Source organism: Streptomyces paromomycinus (genome assembly GCF_003865155.1).
In the GTDB taxonomy this organism is placed as follows: domain Bacteria; phylum Actinomycetota; class Actinomycetes; order Streptomycetales; family Streptomycetaceae; genus Streptomyces; species Streptomyces chrestomyceticus.
Genome location: NZ_BHZD01000001.1, coordinates 2198344 through 2219039 on the forward strand (window position 1 = coordinate 2198344; position 20696 = coordinate 2219039).

General features: G+C 71.1%; 14 protein-coding genes and 3 pseudogenes. 7 read left to right on the plus strand and 10 right to left on the minus strand.

Annotated elements, in window-relative coordinates; genetic code table 11:
• The first annotated feature begins 204 nt into the window (after window positions 1-204).
• Window positions 205-2706 (plus strand): malto-oligosyltrehalose synthase, encoded by a 2502-nt coding sequence (gene treY / locus OEIGOIKO_RS08845; RefSeq protein WP_125053482.1) that lies wholly within the window; start codon window positions 205-207, stop codon window positions 2704-2706.
• Window positions 2707-2788: 82 nt separating this feature from the next.
• Here treY and OEIGOIKO_RS43735 read toward each other — a convergent pair whose 3' ends face one another.
• Together OEIGOIKO_RS43735 and OEIGOIKO_RS43740 are read right to left on the minus strand one after the other, a co-directional pair.
• On the minus strand, window positions 2789-2974 hold the full coding sequence (locus OEIGOIKO_RS43735; RefSeq protein ID WP_307721219.1) for a hypothetical protein: 186 nt from the start codon (window positions 2972-2974) through the stop codon (window positions 2789-2791).
• 9 nt (window positions 2975-2983) lie between these two features.
• Window positions 2984-3232: a winged helix-turn-helix transcriptional regulator gene (locus tag OEIGOIKO_RS43740; protein ID WP_307721220.1), complete on the minus strand. Its 249-nt coding sequence runs from the start codon at window positions 3230-3232 to the stop codon at window positions 2984-2986.
• Between OEIGOIKO_RS43740 and OEIGOIKO_RS43875 the strand changes: the two are divergent.
• A pseudogene (locus tag OEIGOIKO_RS43875) lies at window positions 3171-3350 on the plus strand (NAD(P)-binding domain-containing protein); the annotation flags it as partial. The gene OEIGOIKO_RS43740 and the pseudogene OEIGOIKO_RS43875 sit on opposite strands and share 62 nt — an antisense overlap.
• 261 nt (window positions 3351-3611) lie before the next feature.
• Here OEIGOIKO_RS43875 and OEIGOIKO_RS08860 read toward each other — a convergent pair.
• Together OEIGOIKO_RS08860 and OEIGOIKO_RS43470 are read right to left on the minus strand one after the other, a co-directional pair.
• The gene (locus OEIGOIKO_RS08860) at window positions 3612-5534 is read right to left on the minus strand and encodes a hypothetical protein (protein WP_125053484.1); all 1923 of its coding nucleotides are present in this window, start codon (window positions 5532-5534) and stop codon (window positions 3612-3614) included.
• Between the two features lie 245 nt (window positions 5535-5779).
• Window positions 5780-6635 (minus strand): annotated as a pseudogene (locus tag OEIGOIKO_RS43470) (LysR family transcriptional regulator); the annotation flags it as partial.
• A gap of 101 nt (window positions 6636-6736) precedes the next feature.
• On the opposite strand from OEIGOIKO_RS43470, the pseudogene OEIGOIKO_RS08870 reads away from it, so the two are divergent.
• Window positions 6737-7919 (plus strand): annotated as a pseudogene (locus OEIGOIKO_RS08870) (FAD-dependent oxidoreductase).
• A 125-nt stretch (window positions 7920-8044) separates the two neighbouring features.
• On the opposite strand, the gene OEIGOIKO_RS08875 reads toward OEIGOIKO_RS08870, so the two are convergent.
• From OEIGOIKO_RS08875 to OEIGOIKO_RS08890, 4 genes are all read right to left on the minus strand, one after another.
• Window positions 8045-9184, minus strand: coding sequence for a hypothetical protein (locus OEIGOIKO_RS08875; protein ID WP_125053486.1), 1140 nt, complete (start codon window positions 9182-9184; stop codon window positions 8045-8047).
• A gap of 146 nt (window positions 9185-9330) precedes the next feature.
• Complete coding sequence (locus OEIGOIKO_RS08880; RefSeq protein WP_125053488.1) at window positions 9331-10539, minus strand: WXG100 family type VII secretion target; 1209 nt, start codon at window positions 10537-10539, stop codon at window positions 9331-9333.
• A gap of 81 nt (window positions 10540-10620) precedes the next feature.
• A complete protein-coding gene (locus OEIGOIKO_RS08885; protein WP_174857139.1) occupies window positions 10621-10911 on the minus strand; it encodes a WXG100 family type VII secretion target in 291 nt (96 codons plus the stop codon).
• Window positions 10912-11154: 243 nt separating this feature from the next.
• Window positions 11155-11790 carry a hypothetical protein gene (locus OEIGOIKO_RS08890; protein ID WP_125053492.1) on the minus strand — a complete coding sequence of 212 codons (636 nt, stop codon included), beginning with the start codon at window positions 11788-11790 and terminating at the stop codon, window positions 11155-11157.
• A gap of 542 nt (window positions 11791-12332) precedes the next feature.
• On the opposite strand from OEIGOIKO_RS08890, the gene otr(A) reads away from it, so the two are divergent.
• The gene (otr(A), locus tag OEIGOIKO_RS08895) at window positions 12333-14318 is read left to right on the plus strand and encodes a tetracycline resistance ribosomal protection protein Otr(A) (RefSeq protein ID WP_125053494.1); all 1986 of its coding nucleotides are present in this window, start codon (window positions 12333-12335) and stop codon (window positions 14316-14318) included.
• A 33-nt stretch (window positions 14319-14351) separates the two neighbouring features.
• Here the strand turns inward: otr(A) and OEIGOIKO_RS08900 are convergent, their stop codons facing one another.
• Entirely contained in the window at window positions 14352-14909 is a 558-nt protein-coding gene (locus tag OEIGOIKO_RS08900; RefSeq protein ID WP_125053496.1) for a DUF1707 and FHA domain-containing protein, read from the minus strand.
• 379 nt (window positions 14910-15288) lie between these two features.
• On the opposite strand from OEIGOIKO_RS08900, the gene OEIGOIKO_RS08905 reads away from it, so the two are divergent.
• Window positions 15289-16215 (plus strand): GNAT family N-acetyltransferase, encoded by a 927-nt coding sequence (locus tag OEIGOIKO_RS08905; RefSeq protein WP_125053498.1) that lies wholly within the window; start codon window positions 15289-15291, stop codon window positions 16213-16215.
• A 76-nt stretch (window positions 16216-16291) separates the two neighbouring features.
• Complete coding sequence (gene treZ, locus OEIGOIKO_RS08910; protein WP_125053500.1) at window positions 16292-18154, plus strand: malto-oligosyltrehalose trehalohydrolase; 1863 nt, start codon at window positions 16292-16294, stop codon at window positions 18152-18154.
• Window positions 18155-18175: 21 nt separating this feature from the next.
• Here treZ and OEIGOIKO_RS08915 read toward each other — a convergent pair whose 3' ends face one another.
• A complete protein-coding gene (locus tag OEIGOIKO_RS08915) occupies window positions 18176-18709 on the minus strand; it encodes a type 1 glutamine amidotransferase domain-containing protein (protein WP_125053502.1) in 534 nt (177 codons plus the stop codon).
• A 216-nt stretch (window positions 18710-18925) separates the two neighbouring features.
• Here OEIGOIKO_RS08915 and OEIGOIKO_RS08920 point away from each other — a divergent pair, with 216 nt between their 5' ends.
• Window positions 18926-20467, plus strand: a complete 1542-nt coding sequence (locus OEIGOIKO_RS08920) for a PucR family transcriptional regulator (RefSeq protein ID WP_125053504.1) — start codon at window positions 18926-18928, stop codon at window positions 20465-20467.
• The last annotated feature ends 229 nt before the right edge of the window (window positions 20468-20696 follow it).

The following is a 20696-nucleotide window of genomic DNA, read 5'->3' on the forward strand; positions in this document are numbered from 1 at the left end:
GTACGACCGGTTCCGGCAGCCGTACGGCGTAGTACGGGTGTCCCGGTGCCGCGGCGGTCAGGTCGCGCAGGTCCCGGGCATGCATCCGTACGGCGGTACCCCGCCCCGTGCCGGCCGTTCCGGGGCCGACGGCCTCCCGTCCGGCGCGCCCTTCGCGGCCGGACCGGTGAAACAACAAGCCGTCCGGCGGGTACGGGTGTTCCCATGACGGCCGATTCCAGTGCGCCAGCCACCGCCACTGCGCCCCCCACCGCCACGTACCGGCTCCAGCTCCAGCCGGACCTGCCCTTCGCCGCGGCCGAGAAGGCCGTGCCGTACCTCGCCGCGCTGGGCGTCTCCCACCTCCACCTCTCCCCCGTGCTGGAAGCGGTGCCCGGGTCCACGCACGGCTACGACGTGGTGGACCACTCGGTGGTACGGGCCGAGCTGGGCGGCGAGGAGGGCCTGCGCGCGCTGGCCGCGACAGCCGCGGCGCACGGACTGCGGCTGGTGGTGGACACCGTGCCCAACCACATGGCCGTCCCGGCGCCGGAGTCGCTCAACGCGCCGCTGTGGGCGGTGCTGCGGGACGGCCCCTCGTCCCCGCACGCCCGCTGGTTCGACATCGACTGGGACGGCGGGCACGGCGGACGGGTGCTGCTGCCGGTGCTGGGCGGACGGCTGGGGGACGAACTGGGGAACATCCGGGTCGACGGCGACGTACTGCGCTATCACGACCACGCCTTCCCCGTCCGGCCCGGCACCGAGCGGCTGCCGCTGCCCCGCCTGCTGGACGCCCAGTGGTACCGCCTCGCCTGGTGGCGGCTGGCCCGCAGCGAGATCAACTACCGGCGGTTCTTCACCATCTCGGAACTGATCGGCGTACGGGTCGAGGACCCGGAAGTCTTCGACGCGACCCACGCCACGATCCTGCGGCTGCTGCGCGAAGGCGTGGTCGACGGACTGCGCATCGACCACCCGGACGGCCTGGCCGCCCCCGGCGACTACCTCACCCGGCTGCACGCCGCCACCGGTGGCCGCTGGACGGTGACCGAGAAGATCCTGACCGGCCGGGAGCAACTGCCGCGCGGCTGGCGGTGCGCGGGCACCACCGGCTACGACGCGCTGCGCCACCTCGACGGCCTGTTCGTCTGCCCGCTCGGCTCCGGGCGCCTGTTCAGCGTCTACCGCGACTTCGTCGCCCCGCTCGCGGACGCGGGCGGCGACTGGGAGGAAACGGTACGCCGCGCCGCCTACGAGGTGGTCACCCACGACCTCGCGGCCGAGGTCGAACGGCTGGTGCGCACCGCGGGCCGGATCAGCGACCGGGCGTCCCACCAGGGCGACCACGCGCCGTGGGCGCTGCGCACCGCCATCCGTGAACTGCTGGTCCGGCTGCCCGTCTACCGCCCGTACGCCACCGACGGCGCCGGAGCGCGCGACGCGCGGCGCGGCGAGCAGGACGCGGCGATGCTGGCCGAGGCCGCCGCGCGGGCGCGCACGGTCTTCCGCGCGCCGGAGGAGGCGCTGGCGGTGGACCTGGTGCGTGACCTGGCGCTGGGTCTGCTCGGCAACGGCCCGGACTGCGCGGACTTCGCCGCGCGGTTCGCCCAGACCTCCTCCGCGCTGCGCGCCAAGTCCGTGGAGGACACCGCCTTCTACCGTTACGTGCCGCTGCTGTCGGCCTGCGAGGTCGGCGCCGACCCGGGAGCGCCGGCCGTGGGCGTGGACACCTTCCACGCGTACTGCGCCCGTGTCCAGCGGGACTGGCCGCTGACCTCGACGGTGCTCTCCACCCACGACACCAAGCGCAGCGCCGACGTGCGGGCGCGGATCGCCGTCCTGACCGAATGCCCGGACCGGTGGCGGGACCTGCTGCGCCGGGTGTCCGCCGGGCCGGCCGGGGGCGAGGGGCCGCAGCCGCCGGACCAGCACCTGGCGTGGGTGGCCTGGCAGACCGCCTTCGGCCTCGGCAAGCCGTCCGCCGAACGGCTGATCCCGTCGGTGCTGAAGGCCGTACGCGAAGCGGGGCTGCACACGTCCTGGACGGACCAGGACGCCGGGTACGAGGAGGCGGTGGGCGACTTCCTGCGCGCCGGCCCCTGCGGCCCGGCGGCATCCTCACTGACCGAACTGGCCGCCGACCTCGCGCCGTACGTCCGCGCCAACGTGCTCGGCGCGGCCCTGCTGCACCTGACCATGCCGGGCGTACCCGACCTGTACCAGGGCACCGAGACCGAGTACAACGCCCTGGTCGACCCCGACAACCGCCGCCCGCCCCGGCTCCGCGCCGACCTGCTCACCGAACTCGACGGCGGCACGGAACCGCAGGACCTGTCCGCCGAGAAACTGCTGCTGACCGCGACGGCCCTGCGCCTGCGGAAGGCCCATCCGGAGTGGTTCGGCGTCGAGGGAACCTACACCCCCCTGCACGCCGACGGCACCGCGGCCGGCCACTGCCTGGCCTTCGCCCGAGCCGGACGCGTGGTCACGGTGGCCACCCGGCTCTCCCTCCGCCTGGCCGAGGACGGCGGCTGGCGCGACACGGAACTGACGCTGCCGAGCAGGTCCCCAGGCACGGCCACGAGCGCCGGTACCCCTACGGCTACGGCGACGAGTACGCGCTGGCGCGAACTGCTCACCGGGCGGGAGGTACACCGGCCCGTGGTGTGCCTGCGGGAACTGCTGGGGCGGTATCCGGTGGCGCTGCTGGTTGCGGAGGGCTGAGGGAGGGCCACGACTCATCGCTGGAACGGACACCCGAACCGCCGTCCGAACCGAACCGCACATTGGTCCGCACGATCTCTTGTTATCTGCCCGCCGCTCGGCTGCCGATGCCCGTGCTGTGGTGCTCTTGAGCTGCAAGGTCCTGCCCGGCGTGATCGATCATCCACCGGCCGAGGGCAGTCAGCGGCCCGTCGGCGAGGCTGCCGCCCAACGCGGACAGCCCGTACGCCACGGAGCGGTCGGCCGGCGTGGTGATCCGGATGATCAAGCCGTTGGCCTACAGCCGACGAAGCGTCTGGGTCAGGACCTTGTAGCTGACTCCCGCGATGCCGCTCAGAAGGTCGATGCGGCGGCGTCTGCCCACTCGCAGCGCCATCAGTGCCACGGGATCCCAGGTGTGCGCGATCAGGTCGGCGGCCAGGCGCACCGCATAGTCGGCGGCGAACGGCGTCCCGGCCTCGGCACTGGCGGAGGCGCGGACACACCGTGGACACCGCGTCCACGTCCGATGCCGTTCACCGGACAAGGCCCGGGCGATCGCCGAGCGATTCGGCGAGGCGGTCGAGGCAGTGAGTCCCGCGCAGGTGGCCAGGGCAGGCGATGCCGTGGTCGTGGCAGTGGCGTGGGAAGGGCTCGACCCGGTGCTCGCTCTTGCCGGAGCCGACGCGGGGGCGTTGGCGGGCAAGACCGTGATCGACTGCACCAGCGCAGTCGACTTCGGACCGTGGGCCACATGCGGCGATAACCGTCTCCCGTGCGGCCACCTCCTGACCTTGCTGTACGGCCTTGGTCCGCGCTGCCCCGGTGCGATCGCCATCGGCTCCGTCCCCCGCCGGGTACACCGCCGCCTTCCGCACCGTCAGCGCCCAGCCGACCAGGCGGCGCCGGTGCGCCGAAACCTTTGCCTACGGCGACGAGTCCACACTCATCGAAGCTCTGGAAGAGAGCTGTGCTCGCCAGTAAGTGACGGCATCCTGTCCTGCGTTCATGGCGGTGAACTCATCGGTCCGCTGCGTGAGCACGGTGGCGGGTGGCGTGCCTTTGACATAGGACTCAAGACCAAGGTTGAGCGCGCTGCCACTCAGGAACTCGGCGTACTCCCGCACGGACCCGACAGTCGCGAAGCTGGCTGGATTCCCGTGCACCAGAGCGTTCCGAAGACGCCGACGGCGGGCCTCCAGCACAACACCTTCGGTGGTGTAGTACTCGATCAGAGAACGGTACTCGGCATAGTCGCTCACGCTTGCGAACATCCGCCTGATCCAGGCGCGCTCGGACTCAATGCGGCAGAGCGAGAGCAGATCGCCAGAGCGTTCGGCGACGAACAGAATCCACGGGCGCGACGGGTTTTTCGCGAACCAATCGCGCGTCAGCTCGTGGAGCAGTTCGCGCTGGTCTCCGCCGCGGAGCAAGCACATATGAACGGCTCGCCGCACATCCGTAAGCCACCGGGCATGCGGCCAGCGCTCGCCGAGGAGGCCGAACAAGGTGTCTGGGGCGAGGGCTGCATACGCTGCGATGTGTTGCACCACGCGATCCGCGAGGGGAATCACGCCGCTGATGTCGGCTTCGGAAGGTTGACGCAACGCCATCTCCCGGCTGAAAGGATGGTCAGCGGTGGTCTGCACTTCGAGCGCGGCCGCAAGGAATCGGGGAAGCTTTTCACGAGCCAGCGCCGAGGCGATGCGCTGACCGTGCTTCTCGATCGCTTCTCCAGTGATACCTGCGCCGTAGTGATCGTCGGGGATGCCCGTCCCGCGTCGGGAGGCCATGAAACTGGCAGATCCGGCCTGGCCGGAGCACAGGACCCCATGCTGAACAAGATGTGGGCGGGCCCCGCCAGAGTTGTGAATCGAGACGCTGAGAATAGTGTCCACCATGCGAACGGCACGGTCAGATGCACCGGCTGCAGTGGTGGTGCCGAGGTCGACTCGCACCAGGAAGTCGACGTCGGACTCGTCGTCGACCCGCTCGGCGACCTGGAAGAGGTGACCGTCCTGCACCAGCTCCCAGAGTTCTGCCTTGTGCTCGAAGTTCTGACCCTCAGGCTTGGCATTGGGCACTGCCCAGTGGGCACTCATGAAGGACACATGCCCAGCCGAGAGGCGTGGGAAGGCCCGGCCCTGGTAACCGAGCCATACCACGATCGGCTCAACTTTCGCCGCAGTGCCGACCAGGGCACGGGCGCTCGCGATCCGCTCCTCCAGCGGTACGTCTCTCTCGCCGATGGGACCGTCGCCGGGATCACGACCGAACGCGACTACCGAGGCGATGTCGCGGAATGTCGTGGCCGCACTGAGACCGCGCCTGCGTATCTGATCGAAAAGCAGTTCAGCGATCGGGCGGTACTCCCGGCCTTCCAGAGTGCGGTCCTGAGCTGTGGCGACGAGGTCGTCCCAGCCGGCGCGGACGGCTTCGTCCGCGCCGAGCGCTTCCAGGAGATCCTTCGCGGCCGCGGTGACATCGGTCCAGATGGTGTCGACACGAGTGCCCGGTGGCTGCGCCAATAGCGCCGCGGGGCTACTGCTGAGTCGCGAGAAGGCGGCTTGGAACTGTGCGAGTGGTGCGGCGATGTGTGCTCGTAGCGAGGTGCCGAGCGCACCGGTGGACTCGTCGAGGTCGAGCCGCAGCGCCTTTCGGTTGGCGGTCTTCTTCCACGCGTCGACGCCACTGGCGAGCTCCAGCCACTCCAGAATCTCTTCTACGATCACGGTCAGCGGCAGAACGGCGCTGACACCGTGGTGGCGGTCGAGTGACGAGACGAGAGACTTCAGCCAGTCCGGATCGTCAGCGGACCAGTGGTCACTGACATAATAATCGCGTAACACCTTGAGATCGCCTGCCGTGCGGTCCTGGCAGCAGGACGCGAGGACTGGTTCGTCATATCGCCCTCATAATACGAGCCTTGTCCGAGCAGGTGGCCCCCTTCTCCACAGTCCTGCTGTCGGACTCCAGCCGCGCACACTCGAAGGCCGCTCTGGCCGTGCGGGTTCGCGGGGCCGTTCACCGGCCGGTATCGGCTTGTTGATGAGTGGATGGTGGCCGCTGAGCAGTACTGGGCGCCCTGCTGCTGAGCGCGGAGCAGTGTCACGAACCCCGCGGCCGTCCCGGCCGCCGGCATCCGGGAGAAGGCCGTGATCTCGCGGCGCCACGGTGGGTCGGTGCGGACGACGGTGCAGTCCAGGCCGGTCAGCTCGTGGGCGGCAGTGATCAGGACGCCCACGCCCGCCGCGGCCATCCGTACGCCGTGGACGTGTGCTGCACACGAACGGTCGTACGGGGCGTGAAGCCGGCCCGTTCGCACTCCACGTCCAGCCACCGCCGGCCCGCGAGAACCGGTTCCAGCGCGCAGCGTACCCACGGCTGGTCGGCCACTTCGTCGATCCGGACGGCGGCGCGTCCGGCGAGCGGATCGCCGGGCGGCAGGACCACCACCATCTCCTCCGCGCCCACGACCGAGACCGGGCCCGGCCACTTCTCGGCCCGCGGCCCGACCGCCAGGTCGGCGACGCCGCGCTCCATGTGGGCGAACAGGTCCTCGGCGGTGGCATATCCGTGCAGGACGAGGCGCACGCCGCTGTACTCGCGCCCCAGCGCGCGCAGATCTCCGGAAGTACGCCGACGGCGTGCGCGTGCACCGTCGCGAGGTGCAACTCGCCGCTCTCGTCCCCAGCCGTCGCCAGCGCGGCCCGGCGGGCCTGGCCGGCGCTGCGTACGGCGAGTTCGGCGTGCGGAAAGTAGGCGCGGCCCATGAGCGTCAGCCCGGCGCCGCGCGGCATCCGTTCCAGCAGCGGGCCGCCGACCTCGCGTTCCAGGGCCTTGATCTGGTGGGACAGCGCGGACTGCGTGACCTGCAGCAGCTCGGCCGCCCGGGTGAAGGACCGTTCCCCGACAACCGTGACCAGATATTCCATCTGCCGCAGACTCACAACCGGCTTCCCCCCACATCCCGCCATGAACGTTCCTCATCGCTTCCACAGAAACTTTGCCTTGGACTCATGGCGGGAGGTGGGCGGAGGCTGATGACCGCATGAGAGAGACGCAGCACGGCAGCGACAGCAGCGGCGGCGGCGAGACCGACGTGATCGTCATCGGTGGCGGCACCGGCGGCTACAGCACAGCTCTGCGGGCCGCCGCCCTCGGGCTACGGGTGGTGCTTGCCGAGCGGGCTCTCGTCGGCGGTACCTGCCTGCACCGCGGCTGCATCCCCAGCAAGGCGATGCTGCACGCGGCGGAACTGGGGGACGGCATCGCTGAGGCGCGCGAGCGCTGAGGTGTGAAGGCGACGCTCGACGCCGTGGACTGGGAGGCGCTGACCGCCACCCGTGACGACATCGTGTACACGTAACCACCAGGGCGTCGAATGGCACTTGAAGCGCGCCGGGGTGCGTGTGGTGTACGGCAGCGCGCGCCTGACCGGCACGCGCTCTGTCTTCGTCGAGGACCCGGCCGGCGGGGAATTCGCCGCCCGGCGCGGCGTCGTCCTGGCCACCGGCTCCCGCCCGCGGCTGCTGCCCGGCCTTGTGTCCGACGGCCGTACGGTCGTCACCAGCGACGACTCCCTGTTCGCGACGGGGCTGCCGGACTCCGTCCTGGTGCTGGGCGGTGGCGCGATCGGCGTCGAGTACGCGTCCTTCCACCGGTCGATGAGCGCCCGGGTGACTCTCGTGGAGGCCGCCGTCCGACTGGTCCCGGCTGGAGACCACTGTCCCCGGCGTCCACGTCGTGGGTGATCTGCTGCCACCCCATCCCCCGGCCTGGCGCACGCCTCCTTCGCCAAGGAACTGCTGGTCGCCGAGACGCAGGCCGACGTCCCGTCCCGCCCGCTGGATCACGCGACCGTGCCGCGCGTGACGTACTCCTCGCCCCCAGACCGCCTCCGTCGGCCTGACCGAGGCCGAGGCACGGGCGCGGGGAATGGCCGTCCGGGTCAACGCCCTGACGCTGACGGCGGTGGCGAAGGGCATGGTGCACGGGCAGGGCAGGGTGGTGAGGTCGTCGCGACAGCGGAGGATGCAGGCACCGGGGCCGCGCTCGGCGTCCATCTGGTCGGTCCACACGTCTCGGAAATGATCGCCGAGAGCCAGCTCTTGGTGGCCTGGGACGCCGAACCGCCCCTTGTCGCCCAGCACATCCACGCCCACCCCACTTTGTCGGAAGCGGTCGGCGAAACGTTCCTGACGCTGGCGGAGCGGGGGCTGCATCAGCACTGAGCGGTGTCTGTCCGCCCCCGGCAGCCTGTCGACCATGCTGCGAGGATGCGCTCGGCGTTCGTGGAAAGACCGTACGGCCGTACGGGCACGCATGCGCGTACCTCGCCCCCGGACCCGGCAGGCTCTCAGCCGAACAGGGAGTCACCAGGAGCAGAAGCACGCGAACACGGCGTGGTCACCGCCGCGGTGAACCTGCCGGCCTTGACGTCCACCGCCGCGGTGAACGCATGGCCCACCGACCGCTCGGGCGTCTCGTTCCCGGCCCGGAGCTCGACCCGTTCTCCGGTGCTCGCGTCATCCGTCCGCCAGCCCTGTGACGCGAAGGCTTCGACCACCCGCGGCAGTGCGCAGGTGAGGTCGCTGCTCCTCACCTCGCCGATGTACCACGTGTGCCGGGCCGAGCAAGCGGACCGCAGCCCCTTGGCCCAGCACTCGGCACACGTGAGAGAGGCGACCTCTCCGCCGCCCACTCTGCCGCGCAGTGCAACGGCGTCCACCAGCCTGCTGGAGTGCCAGTACAGATTCTTCTTGACGGACTCGTCCGGCTCGACGAGGGCCAGCATGTCGGCCGATCCCCCGCCCTGCATGGCGCGGTAATCCTCGACTTCCTGGTCCGTCCCCCAGTCAACGGTATTGAGAATTGCACTGAAAACTTCGGCGTGCAGCCCCCATGTTTCGCCCGCTTGCGAACTGAGTTCCATCACCAGCATTTCCGCGGTACCCGGCAGCGGAATGTACGCCTGCATCTGCGTCAGAACAGCCGGCAGCTCCTCACCGGATGCCGACCACTCCGCATCGACGACAAACCTCGAGGTGCCGATGCGGGTAAGTGCGGGCCCACACGTCAACTCCACGGCCTGGCAGTCGTCATCCGGATACTTTCGCTCAAGAAGTTCCCGCGTCTGGCGCAGCAGCTCGGCTTCGTCCGTACTGTCATGCTCCAGCTGACTGACCACGATGGTCGAGAGGCTCGGTCGCCCCTCCACTTCGAGCGGACAGAGACCGGCATAGATGACGTTGGCCGCCGCCATCGGTTCCAGCTGCGCCGAGAGGCCCAGGGCGAAGCGGTACTGGTACTCCGGAGGGTGGTGTGGCAGGAGTTCTGTCGCCAGGGCATACAACTGGTCAGCCGCCGCTTCGTCATCCACGGCGTTCACGGGTAGCTCATGGACGAAAGGCGGCATGATCCAGCCGATGTGCAGTCTGGACGATTCCCGCTCCGGGGACGGCGCATCAGCCGTCGCGTCTCCGGCACCGTTCGGCATGGTCCGATCCTTTCACTGTTCCTGCGGCCGAGTCGCATGCCGCTTGGCCGACCCAGAAAAAGAGCTCGGCCCGACACTCGTGTCGTGCAGACCGGCACGGCCGCACGAGCGTTGTTCAATCCTGCATTCAGCGCCACCCCAGGGGGCTACTTTTCTCCCGAGCTGCCGGAGAGCTGCTTCTCGACACCATGAATGAAGGACCCTGCCTTGATGGGCAGCTGCATACCCGCCTCCATGGAAGCTGGCATTCCATTCGGGAATTTGCCCTTCAGAAGCCAGTTGATGCCCTTCTGACTGAGGGGGGACCGCACCCCCTCGTAGACTTTTTCACCCAGTTTGTACCCCCTTACCAGGCCCTGCGCCCCGGCGGCCGCCTTCCCGAGCCCACCGGCCCCCGCGATGCTCGCGGCGCGTGTGCCGATTTTGCCGCCCGCGAGCGCTGACTTCGCTATGCCGCCCACCCCGGGGAGCACACCGAGCCCGTCGAGGGCGATCTTCCACCCCGGAGTGCCGTTACCCCGCGCATTGCCGATCCAATGGCCGGCCATGGCACCGGCAGCGCAGACTGCGGAAGCGCCGGCGAGCACGAAACCTGCCGCCGTCCCGACCACCGGAATGAACTCACAAGCGAGCGCGGCCGCTGCCAGTCCCGACGAGATGGTGGACAGGAGGTCGGCGTGTTCGACCAGCCAGTCCGTGAATGCCCGAAAGCCGGCCTTCAGGCCGTCGATGGCCTTGCTCCACCAGTGGAGGTCCGGCGGGTGATTCTCCGACGCCTTGAGGATCGCACGCTCGGCCTCACCGGCGCGGTCCTTCCATTGGGCATGGATACGCTCAGCCTCGCGGACCAGATCTTCCAGCTTGTCCTGGGAGGCATTGACCTTGTCCGTGGCCGTGCCTACATCGGTGAGGAGCTGCTTGAATCCAGGGTCTTCCGCATCCACGGTCGCCAGATTGAGCGAGTCGTACTGCTTTTTCAGCTGGTCATAGCGCTCTCGGTTGGCCACCACGTCTTTGCGGGCCGCCACGGCCTCCGCCTCGACCTTGCCGGCCTTGTCCTGGAAACCTTGCAAGTGGGTGTGCCAGCCCCGCAAGGCCTTGGCGCAGTCGTGCATGGATTCGCTGCCCTGGTGCAGGTACTTGGGAAGTTCGCCGAGTTTGCCGGCAAAAGCCTGCGCCGCATCACCTTCCCAGGCGCCATCACTCTTGCCGATCGACTTGAGCATATGGTCGAGTTCATCCAGCTGGTCCCCCACGGACTTCACGTCCGAAGCGAGCGCCTGGATCTGGTCCAGGTCCCCCTTGGCCGGATTGAACTTGACGCCTGGCCAGGCCGAGTCGTCATCGATGAACATGCTGCGCCAGGACATACGTCTCCCCCTGCGATCAATCTCTGCTTCGGCATCGTGCTGAACTGAACCGAACTGAACCGTTGATTACTTCTTGCCCATCATCTTGGCGTTTTCCTCTTCACCTGCCTGATAGGCGTCCAGTGTCAGCTTGAGCTTCTCGTGAATTTCTTTGGCGGCACTGGCAATCCGCTTGATGCCATCACCCCACTGGCCCTGGAACTCGTCGCAAGCATCATCGAGGCCGTCGGTTCCCAGAACCTTCGGGCCTACCTTGTTGAGTCGCCGCTGCGCATCCCGCATGCGATCGTCCGCGTCTGCGAGCTTCTTGAGCAACGCCTGAACGCGTTCCACATCGATTTCGAAATCTGCCGCCACGGCGCTAACCCCCATCGCTCAGCTTATTCCAAGTGCGACGATTCCTAATCGGCACATCCGCTCACCGTATCGCGATCACTCGGCACAACGAAAACGGGGAGGTAAAGGGCAGATGCGCGTAGCGCATTAACATGGCAAACGCACCGCAAAGAAATAAGAAAGTCGGCACGGGATGCACCGGCACCGCCACTTCAAACGTACATTTGGTGACGTTTCATAAAATACGGACGGTACATCCTGGTGCTACACGCCGTACAGCACGGCCTGTGCGTAGATGAGGTGCGCATCCAGCAGTCCGGTGTCCGCGCGGTATCGGCCGGTGTTGCAGTCGAGGGCGGTCTTCCTCGGCCCACCACCCGTCCGCATGCGCCAGCGCGCGCGATAGGGCTTGCTCCACAATGAACCGCTCGGATGCAGATCGCCGTTGAGGAGATGGATCAGCGCCAGGACGGCCCAGATCGGTGAAATCGCCCAATATGCGATCCAGCCGCGGATATTTCCCTTGTTGGCGACCGCACTGCACTGCCCGGCCGCGTCCTCGATGCGCCAGGACTGGCGTACTCCCAGTGTGGAGCGCTCGTGCACGATCCGGCCGATGAAGTGGCCGGAGCCGTCGTGCACCGTGTACACGGTCCGCGGGCCGGCACAGCCGCCCTGGGGGACGACGGTGCACAGGGTGTGAGTGACTTCCGCCGTCGTGAGGGTGAAGGTCGGCTCGTCGTCGCGGCTTCCGGTGTGACGGTGTACCCGGGCCAGCGGCGATTCGGCGGCGAACCTCCCGTTTCCCGTTTGCACGGCCCCCCACGCCTCGTGCTGGGGCAGTGCGGTGAATCGCTGCGCGAACTCGTCTCGTACGAGGCAGAATTGCGTTTCGCTCATGCGGCTTGTTGCTCCTGTTCCGGCTCGCCTCGGCCCGCGAAGGTTCCGTCCCCGCGTGCTCGGATGGCTGCCCGCCTGGTTAGGTGAGGCGCGGCGCTTGGTGGCCGACCAGTGTGTCAGAACGTAATCAACCGCCCCGGTGAACGCCCCTCGTCAGGGCGGTGAGGTGCGTACGGGGCGGGACGGAGAGACCGTCGCTGCACGAGCCTGGGCGGCCTCCTCGAGACGTGATCGGCCGACCACCAGGCAGGCAGCCCGTCACGGTGCCTTCGCGGCCCCGGCACCCAGCGCCCGCCTCCCGCCTCCCGCCTCCCGCCTCCCGAAAAGAAGTTGCGCCACCCCCACCGCCCGTCCACCATCGGCGCGTACGACTCGCACCGCTGCGTACGACTCGTACGCCCGCGTACGGCCCGCCCCGTGCGCCCCGCGCACGGACGTCCCGTGCGTGCCCCGGACCTCAGGCAGGAGCAACGGAATGCGCCGGAACCTCGGAACTACTCAGCGCCCTTGCCGGACGACAGTTCTCGAGGTCTCGACCACCCATGCACACCCTGAACATCGGCATCCTGGCCCACGTCGACGCGGGTAAGACCAGCCTGACCGAGCGGCTCCTGTACGCGACCGGCGCCATCGAGCGGCTCGGCAGTGTGGACGCCGGGGACACCCGGACCGACACCGGTGCCATCGAGCGTGCGCGCGGCATCACGATCCGGTCCGCGGTCGCCTCCTTCACCGCGGGTGACGTCCAGGTCAATCTGATCGACACTCCCGGGCACTCCGACTTCATCGCCGAGGTCGAGCGTGCCCTGGGCGTCCTGGACGGTGCCGTGCTGCTCCTGTCCGCCGTCGAAGGCGTACAGGCGCGTACGCGTGTCCTGATGAAGACGTTGCGGCGGCTGCGGCTGCCCACCCTGCTGTTCGTCAACAAGATCGACCGGGCGGGCGCGCGGACCGACGCGCTCGTGGCGGACATCCGCCGTACTCTGGCGCCGCACGTCGTCCCGATGGCCGCCGTGCGCGACGCGGGCACCCCGGACGCGCGGACGACGCCGCTTCGCCCGGAAACACCCGCCGTACGGGCCCGGCTGACCGAACTCCTCGCCGACGCCGACGACGACATCCTCGCCCGCGCGGTGGACGGCCCGCCGCCCACCCCGGACGAACTGCTGGCCGCGCTGGCCGCCCGTACCGCGGACGGCTCGGTGCACCCGCTGTACTTCGGGTCGGCGATCGGCGGCCAGGGGATCGGCGCGCTCGTCGACGGCATGACCCGGCTGATTCCGCTGCCCCCGCCCGGTGCCGCGGGCGCGCCGCCGCGCGGCACGGTCTTCGCCGTCCAGCGTGAGCCCGGCGGCGGCAAGAGTGCCTACCTGCGGCTGTACGAGGGCGAGGTGCGGACGCGGCGGCCCGTCACTCTGCACCGCCGGGAACCGGACGGCACGGCCGCCCGCGTCGAGGGACGGATCACCGCGCTGGAGGTCGTGGGCCGCCCGCCGGGTGACCAGGCGCCGCTGACGGCCGGCAACATCGCGGTGCTGCGCGGCCTGCCCGGAGTACGGGTCGGCGACCGGCTGGGCGACGGCCCGCCCGGCCCGCACCGGGAGGACGGCGAGGCGCTGTTCTCCCGCCCGACCCTGGAGACCGTGGTGCGCGCCCGGCGCCCGGCGGAGGCCGCCCGGCTGCGCGCCGCGCTGCTGGGGCTGGCGGAGCAGGACCCGCTCATCCACGCCCGGCCGGCCTCCTCGGGCGCCACCTCGGTCCTCCTCTACGGGGAGGTGCAGAAGGAGATCATCGCGGCCACGCTCCTCCAGGAGCACGGCATCGTGGCGGACTTCACCTCCAGCCGGGTGGTGTGCGTGGAACGGCTCCTGGGCACCGGCGAGGCGTACGAGGAGATCACCGGACGCGACCACGTCGGCTGGTGGGCGACGGTCGGCCTGCGCGTCGAGCCCGGCCCCCGCGGCTCCGGCCCGCACTTCGCGTACGAGACCGAACTGGGCGCGCTGCCGCACGGTTTCCACCAGGCGGTGGAGGACACGGTGTACGCGTCGCTGCGCGACGGGCCGCAGGGCTGGGCGGTCACGGACTGCCGGGTCGTACTGACCCGTTCCGGTTTCGTGGGGCCGGTCAGTACGGCCGGTGACTTCCGCGGGGTCACACCGGTCGTCCTGGCGCGGGCGCTGCGCCGGGCCGGTACGCGGGTGTACGAACCGTGCCACTCCTTCGAGGCGGAGGTACCACTCGACACCATCGCCCCGGTCACCGCGCATCTCGCGGCCTTGGGCGCGGAGTTCGACGACACCTCGGAAACCGGCGGCCGCTGGCTCCTCACCGGCACCCTCCCGGCCCGCCGGCTCCCCGACGCCGAGCGGCGGCTGCCGGGACTCACCCACGGCGAGGGCACCTGGTGGTCCCAGCCGTCGGGCCCGGCGGGCGACCGGCCGGTGCCGCAGGGGGCACCGGGGGCGCAGGGAGCACCGGGGGCCCGGGGGGCGCAGGGGGAGCCGTACGGCTCGGCGCCGTCGTGATCCAAGCCCCGGCGGCCCCGGCGGCCCCGGTGGCTACGGCTGGTGCTCGCCCTCGGTGAGGACGTAGTCGACGCGGCCGAACGCCACGTGGTCACCGGGTCGGACCAGTACCTCTCCCACCACCCGGCGGCCGTTGACGCAGGTGCCGTTGGTGGAGCCGAGGTCGCGCAGGAACCAGCCGCCGTCCGCGCTGCGCAGTTCGGCGTGGGCGCGCGAGACGGTGTCGTGGTTCAGCCGCAGGCCCGAGCCGGGGGCGCGCCCTATGCGGAGGGGGAACGGTCCCGGTGCGGGCAGCAGCAGTTTCGGCAGCCGCTCGCGGCGCCACGCCCTGCGGACCATGATGTTGAACGACGACACCTTGCCCACCGCGCGCAGCACGACGCCCTCGACCCTGCCCCGGGAGGCCAGGTCGGCGGTGGCGGCGGCGAGTTCGGCGTGCTGACGGGCGGTGAGCACCAGTTCCAGCCGTCGCAGGAAGGTGTCCTGGGACAGCCTGCCTTGCGCCGCGCCTTCGCGCAGCAGTTCCAAGGCGCGTTCCCGGTCGGCTTCCGACGGGCGCGCCGGTCGGGCCGGGAACTCCAGCGATGTCATGCCGGAGATTGTCCGGTGCCCGCGCGCCGGTGTCCAGCCGGACGGACAGCGGCGGGGGCTTGGCGGGTGGCCGTACGGACCTGCCGGAAAACCGTGGCGGCGCGCCGGTGGTCCGGGCTACGCTCTGCGCCGGCCCTGGACGAGGAGAGGAGGCGAGCGCCGTGCCGAAGTACCCGTTTCCGCGCTCCCGCTCCGCCCGCCGGGCCGTTCCGGACTGGCTCCGGGCCGTTCCGGACTGGTCCCGGGCCGTTCCGGGCTGATTCCAGGCCGTTCCGGACCGGTCTCAGGCCGTTTCGGACTGATCCGGGCGAATTCCGGGCTGATTCCGGGCTCATCCCAGCCTGTCGGGGGCGCATCGGCTGCCTTCCGAGAGGATCTCATGACCGAGTTGGTCATCCGCGCACTGACCGAGAGCGACGCGTATCTGTTCGACACGCTGGACGACCCCACCACCGGTCTCGTCGGCCACCTGCCGTTCGGCCGCCGCTACGTGACGGCCGCCCAGGGTGGCCAGTACCGCCCCGAGTGGACATGGGTCGCCCTGCGCGACGGTGTGGTGGTGGCCCGTGCCGCCTGGTGGGGCGGGCCGGAAGACACCCGGCCCGTCGCCCTGGACTGGCTGGGCTTCGCGCCGGGCGAGTCGGACGCCGCCGTCCGGCTGCTGCACGCCGCTCCCCTGCACGCCGAGTACGTCCTGCAACTGCCGCCCGGCTGGCGGGACCAGCCCGCGGTACGGGACGCCGCCCGCGCCCGTACGGACGTGGCGGCCGCGGCCGGTCTCGTACCGCTGGTCGAACGTTTCCGCTACACCTGGACGCCCGAGTGCGGGCTCCCGGAGCAGCCGGGGCGGCTGGTGTTCCGGCCGGAGCCCGACGACGGGGTGTTCCTGGACATTCTGCGACGCGTCGAGACCGGTTCGCTGGACGCCCACGCCCGGCAGGCGATCGCCGAGGGCGGTGTCGAGCAGGCGGCCCAGGAGGAACTGGCCTTCTTCCGCTGGTGCCCGTCGCCGCGTGCCTGGTGGCGGGTCGCCTGGACGGCCGGGCCCGGGCGGGGTGGTGAGCCCGTGGGGCTGCATGTGCCCGCCCGCAACCTCCGGTCGCCGGTCATCGGGTTCATCGGCGTGGTGCCGGAGCACCGCGGCCGGGGGTACGGCTACGACCTGCTGGCCGACTGCACCCGCCACCTCGCGGAGCACGGCGCGGAACGGATCATCGGCGAAACGGACCAGCCGAACGTCCAGATGGCGGCGGCTTTCGCCAAGGCGGGGTACCCGATGACACAGGAGCGTGCATTCTTCGTCTGAGAGCGGGCGGAAAGGTGTGCGTCCGTTGAGCGGGCGGAGGGTTCTCCGTCCGTAGGCCGGGCGAGGGAGGACAGCCGTGCTGTTCGAGGTGTGGGCACCGAACGCCGGACGGGTCGCGCTGCATTTCGTGACGCCCCGCGACCGGGACACCGAGGGGGCGGAGGGCGAGGACCTCACCCTCACGACGGGGCACGCCGCGGCGACGGGGTACGTCCGCACGGGGCAAGTCTCCGCCGAGCACGTCCTCATGGAGCGCGACCCCGGCCGTGCGGGGTGGTGGCGGGCCGACGTGCCGGCCCGCCACGGTGACCGTTACGGCTTCCGCCTCGACGACGGGCCGCTCCTGCCCGACCCGCGCTCGGCCCGGCTGCCCGACGGGCCGGACGGGCCGGGCGCGGTGGTCGAGCACGGCCGGTTCGCCTGGCGGCACGCGTGGCCCGGCCGTCCCTTGCCGGGTGCGGTCCTGTACGAGCTGCACACGGGGACGTTCACCGGCGCCGGTACCTTCGACGCCGCCGTCGAACGCCTGCCGCACCTCGCCCGCCTGGGCGTCACCCACCTCGCCCTGATGCCCGTGTGCCCGTTCCCCGGGACGCACGGCTGGGGGTACGAGGGGGTCGCCCCCTGGGCCGTGCACGAGCCGTACGGGGGCCCGGACGGGCTCAAGCGGCTGGTCGACGCGGCCCACGGGCACGGCCTGGGCGTCGTCCTCGACGTCGTGCACAACCATCTGGGCCCGTCCGGCAACCATCTGCCCGCCTTCGGGCCGTACTTCACAGAGACCCATCACACGCCGTGGGGCGCGGCGGTCAATCTCGACGCGCCCGGGTCGGACGAGGTCCGCGCGTACTTCATCGAAAGCGCGCTCTCCTGGCTGCGGGACTACCGGATCGACGGTCTGCGCCTCGACGCCGTACACGCTCTGATCGACACCCGGGCCCGTCACTTCCTGGCCGACCTGTCCGCCGCCGTCGACGCCCTCTCCACACACCTGCGGCGGCCGCTCTTCCTGATCGCCGAGTCGGACCTCAACGACCCGCGCACCACCGCGCCGCGCGCGCACGGGGGCCACGGCCTGCACGCCCAGTGGAACGACGACTTCCACCACAGCCTGCACACCGCGCTGACCGGCGAGTCCCAGGGCTACTACGCCGACTTCGCCCGCGCACCGCTCGCCGCCCTCGCCAAGACGCTGACCGGCGGCTTCTTCCACGACGGTACGTACTCCAGCTTCCGCGGCCGCCGGCACGGCAGCCCCCTGGACCGGCGCGCCACCGCCGCCCACCGTCTGCTGGCCTACGCCCAGACACACGACCAGATCGGCAACCGGGCGCTCGGGGACCGGCAGGCCGCCGGCCTCTCCCCCGGGCTCGTCGCCTGCGGGGCCGCGCTGGTGCTGTGCTCCCCGTTCACGCCGATGCTGTTCATGGGCGAGGAGTGGGCGGCCCGTACGCCGTGGCAGTTCTTCACCGACCACACGGACCCGGAGCTGGCCGAGGCGGTACGTACCGGGCGCCGCCGCGAATTCGCCGCGCACGGCTGGCGGGAGGCGGACATCCCCGATCCGCAGGATCCGGCGACACGGGACCGCTCGTGCCTGGACTGGTCGGAGCCGGAGCGCGCGCCGCACGCCGAGCTGCTGGCCTGGTACCGCACCCTGCTGGCGGTGCGTGCCGCCCAGCCGTCGCTCACCGACCCGGACATGACGCGCACCGAGGTGACGTACGACGAGGAGGCCCGTTGGCTGGCCCTGCGGCGGGGGCCGGTGCGGGTGGTGGTGCACCTGGGCGGGGACGGCACGGCGGAGGTGCCGGGCGGGAGCGCGCGGGAGCGGGTGCTCGCGGCGTGGCCGGACGCCCCGGACACCGTCACGGCCGGCCCGGGCGGCGTCCTGAGGCTGCCGCCCGAGTCGGCCGTGGTGCTGTCGGAGGAGGGGTGACCTGCTCCGGCCGGACCGGGGTCAGCTCTTGAACTCCTTGACGAACGTGTCGCAGAACGCCTTCAGGTCGTCCGGCTTGCGGCTGGTGATGAGCTTGTTGGGGCCGCCGGTGCAGACCTTGACCTGCTCGTCCACCCAGGTGCCGCCGGCGTTCTCGACGTCCGTGCGCAGGCTCGGCCAGGACGTCAGCGTACGGTCGCGCACCACGTCCGCCTCGATCAGCGTCCACGGCGCGTGGCAGATCGCCGCGACCGGCTTGCCCGCGTCGAAGAAGCCGCGGGCGAACGCCACGGCCTTCTCGTTCATCCGCAGCGCGTCCGGGTTGGCGACACCGCCGGGCAGCACCAGTCCGTCGAAGTCGCCGACCTGGGCCTGGTCCACGGTCTGGTCCACGGGGAAGGTGTCCGCCTTGTCCAGGTGGTGGAACGCCTGGACCCGGCCGGACTCGGTGGAGACGAGCTTCGGGGTGCCGCCGGCGTCGATCACGGCCTGCCACGGTTCGGTCAGCTCGACCTGCTCGATGCCTTCGGGTGCTACGAGAAACGCCACCTGCATGGCCGCTCATCCTTTGCGCTCGTCCTGCGTTGCGAAGGGGTGTTCCCTTTGCGGTCTTCTTTTCGCATCCCCGGTCGCAACCGGGCAAAAACGTGCCAAATGGGAGGTGATTCCTCCTCGGGAAGCGGGTACCGGGATGCGTCGCTCCGCAAACGGGATGGCCTGATCCGCTGGCCCGACTGTCCACCGGTGGTTCATCTCGTGGACACTGCGTACATGCCCCTCCGTATCGCCGACCTCCTCGCCCGCCCCGAGCTGAACCTGTCGGTGACCTACGACGTCCCGGCCGCGCTGCTGGACCGCACCGTCGAGGCCGCGACCGTCTCCGACCTGCTGCACCCGGGCAAGTGGCTGCAGGGCGGCGAGCTGCTGATGACGATCGGCCTGGTGCTGCCGATGGAACCGGCGGCCTGCCGGGCGTACGTCCGCGACGTGACCGAGGGCGGAGCCGCCTGCCTCGCCCTCGGCCTCGGCACCGGGCTCCCGTACCAGGAAGCCCCCACGCCGCTGACCGACGCGGCGCGCGAGGCGGGCCTGCCGCTGCTCACGGTCCCCGACGAGGTGCCGTTCATCGCGGTCACCAAAGCCGTGTTCGACGCGCGCGCCGACGAGCAGCAAGCGGTGCTGCACCGGGCGTTCGCGACGCAGCGGCGGCTGACCGCGGCGGCCACGGACAGCGGGCTGCGGCCGATGCTGGAGGAGTGGACGGCCGCCACCGGCGTCGGAGCCGCGGTGCTCGATCCGCTCGGACGGCTGCTCGCCACGGGCGGCGGGCGGCGGCCCCCGTCCCCGGCGGCCGCCCGTGACCTGGTCGAACGGGTCGCCGCACGCGGTCTGCGCGGCAGCGCGTCCAGCACGGCCGACGGCCGCCGGCTGGAGGTGCAGCCGCTCGGCGCCCGGCGGCTGCGCGGTCTGCTGCTGCTCACCGGCAGCCCGGACGCGGCGGCCCGCGCCGTGCTCCCCGGCCTGGTCTCGCTGCTCTCGCTGGAGCTGGAGCGCCGCCACCTGATGGACGAACCGGAACGGCGCCGCAGGTCGGCCCTGCTCGCGGAGCTGCTGTCCGACGAGGAGGGGCCTGCCGGCCGGGCGCACGACATCCTGGCCGCCGCCGGGCTCCACGACGACCGGGTGCGCGGCGTCGTCGTCGAGCCGCCGGCCGCCGGTCCGGCGGACAGCGGGCCGCACGACATCGCCGCCGACCTGGCGCTGGCCGTGCCCGGCGGCCTGGTCCGGGTGGCGGAGAGCGGGCTCGTCGAGGCCGTGGTGGGCGCGGGGCTGGACGTGCGCGACGTACTCGGCCGGTTCGCGCCGCGCTGCCCCGCGGGCATCGGCCCGCTCGCCCCGCCGGACGCGGTACGGGTCTCGCTGCGGCAGGCGGCGGGGCTGCTCGGCGTCAGCCGGGCGAGCGGGGTGCCCGAGGAGGCCCGGCAGAGCGCCGCCAGCCGGCTGCTCCTGGACCTCGGCGACCGCCGTACGCTGCACGGTTACGCCGACGCCGTACTCGGCCCGCTCGACCTGGCCGACCACGGCGAGGAACTGCTGACGACGCTCGGGGCCTGGCTGGAGACCGGCGGCGCGTGGGACGCGACCAGCCGCCGCCTCGGCGTGCACCGGCACACCGTACGCAACCGGCTCGACAAGGCGATGGACCTGACCGGACGCCGCCTCGACGACCCCGACGACCGTTTCGACCTGTGGCTGGCCACCCGCATCCGCAGCGGCGGCGACATCCGGCAGGGCGGTGGAGGGCGGTCCTGACGGCGGGAGCGAGACGGGCTCGGCAACCCGGGCGGGCAGCCCCGACAGCCGAGGCGAGACGGACTCGGCAACCCGGGCGGGCGGCCCCGACAGCCAGGGCGAGACCGGCTCGGCAACCCGGGCGGGCGGCCCCGACGACCGCCCCCAGGACCGGATGTGTCCAACAGCCCACCCCCCGGCATGTCCACGCCCCGGCTTCCTGTCCTACCGTCAGGTCATGCAGATCCCA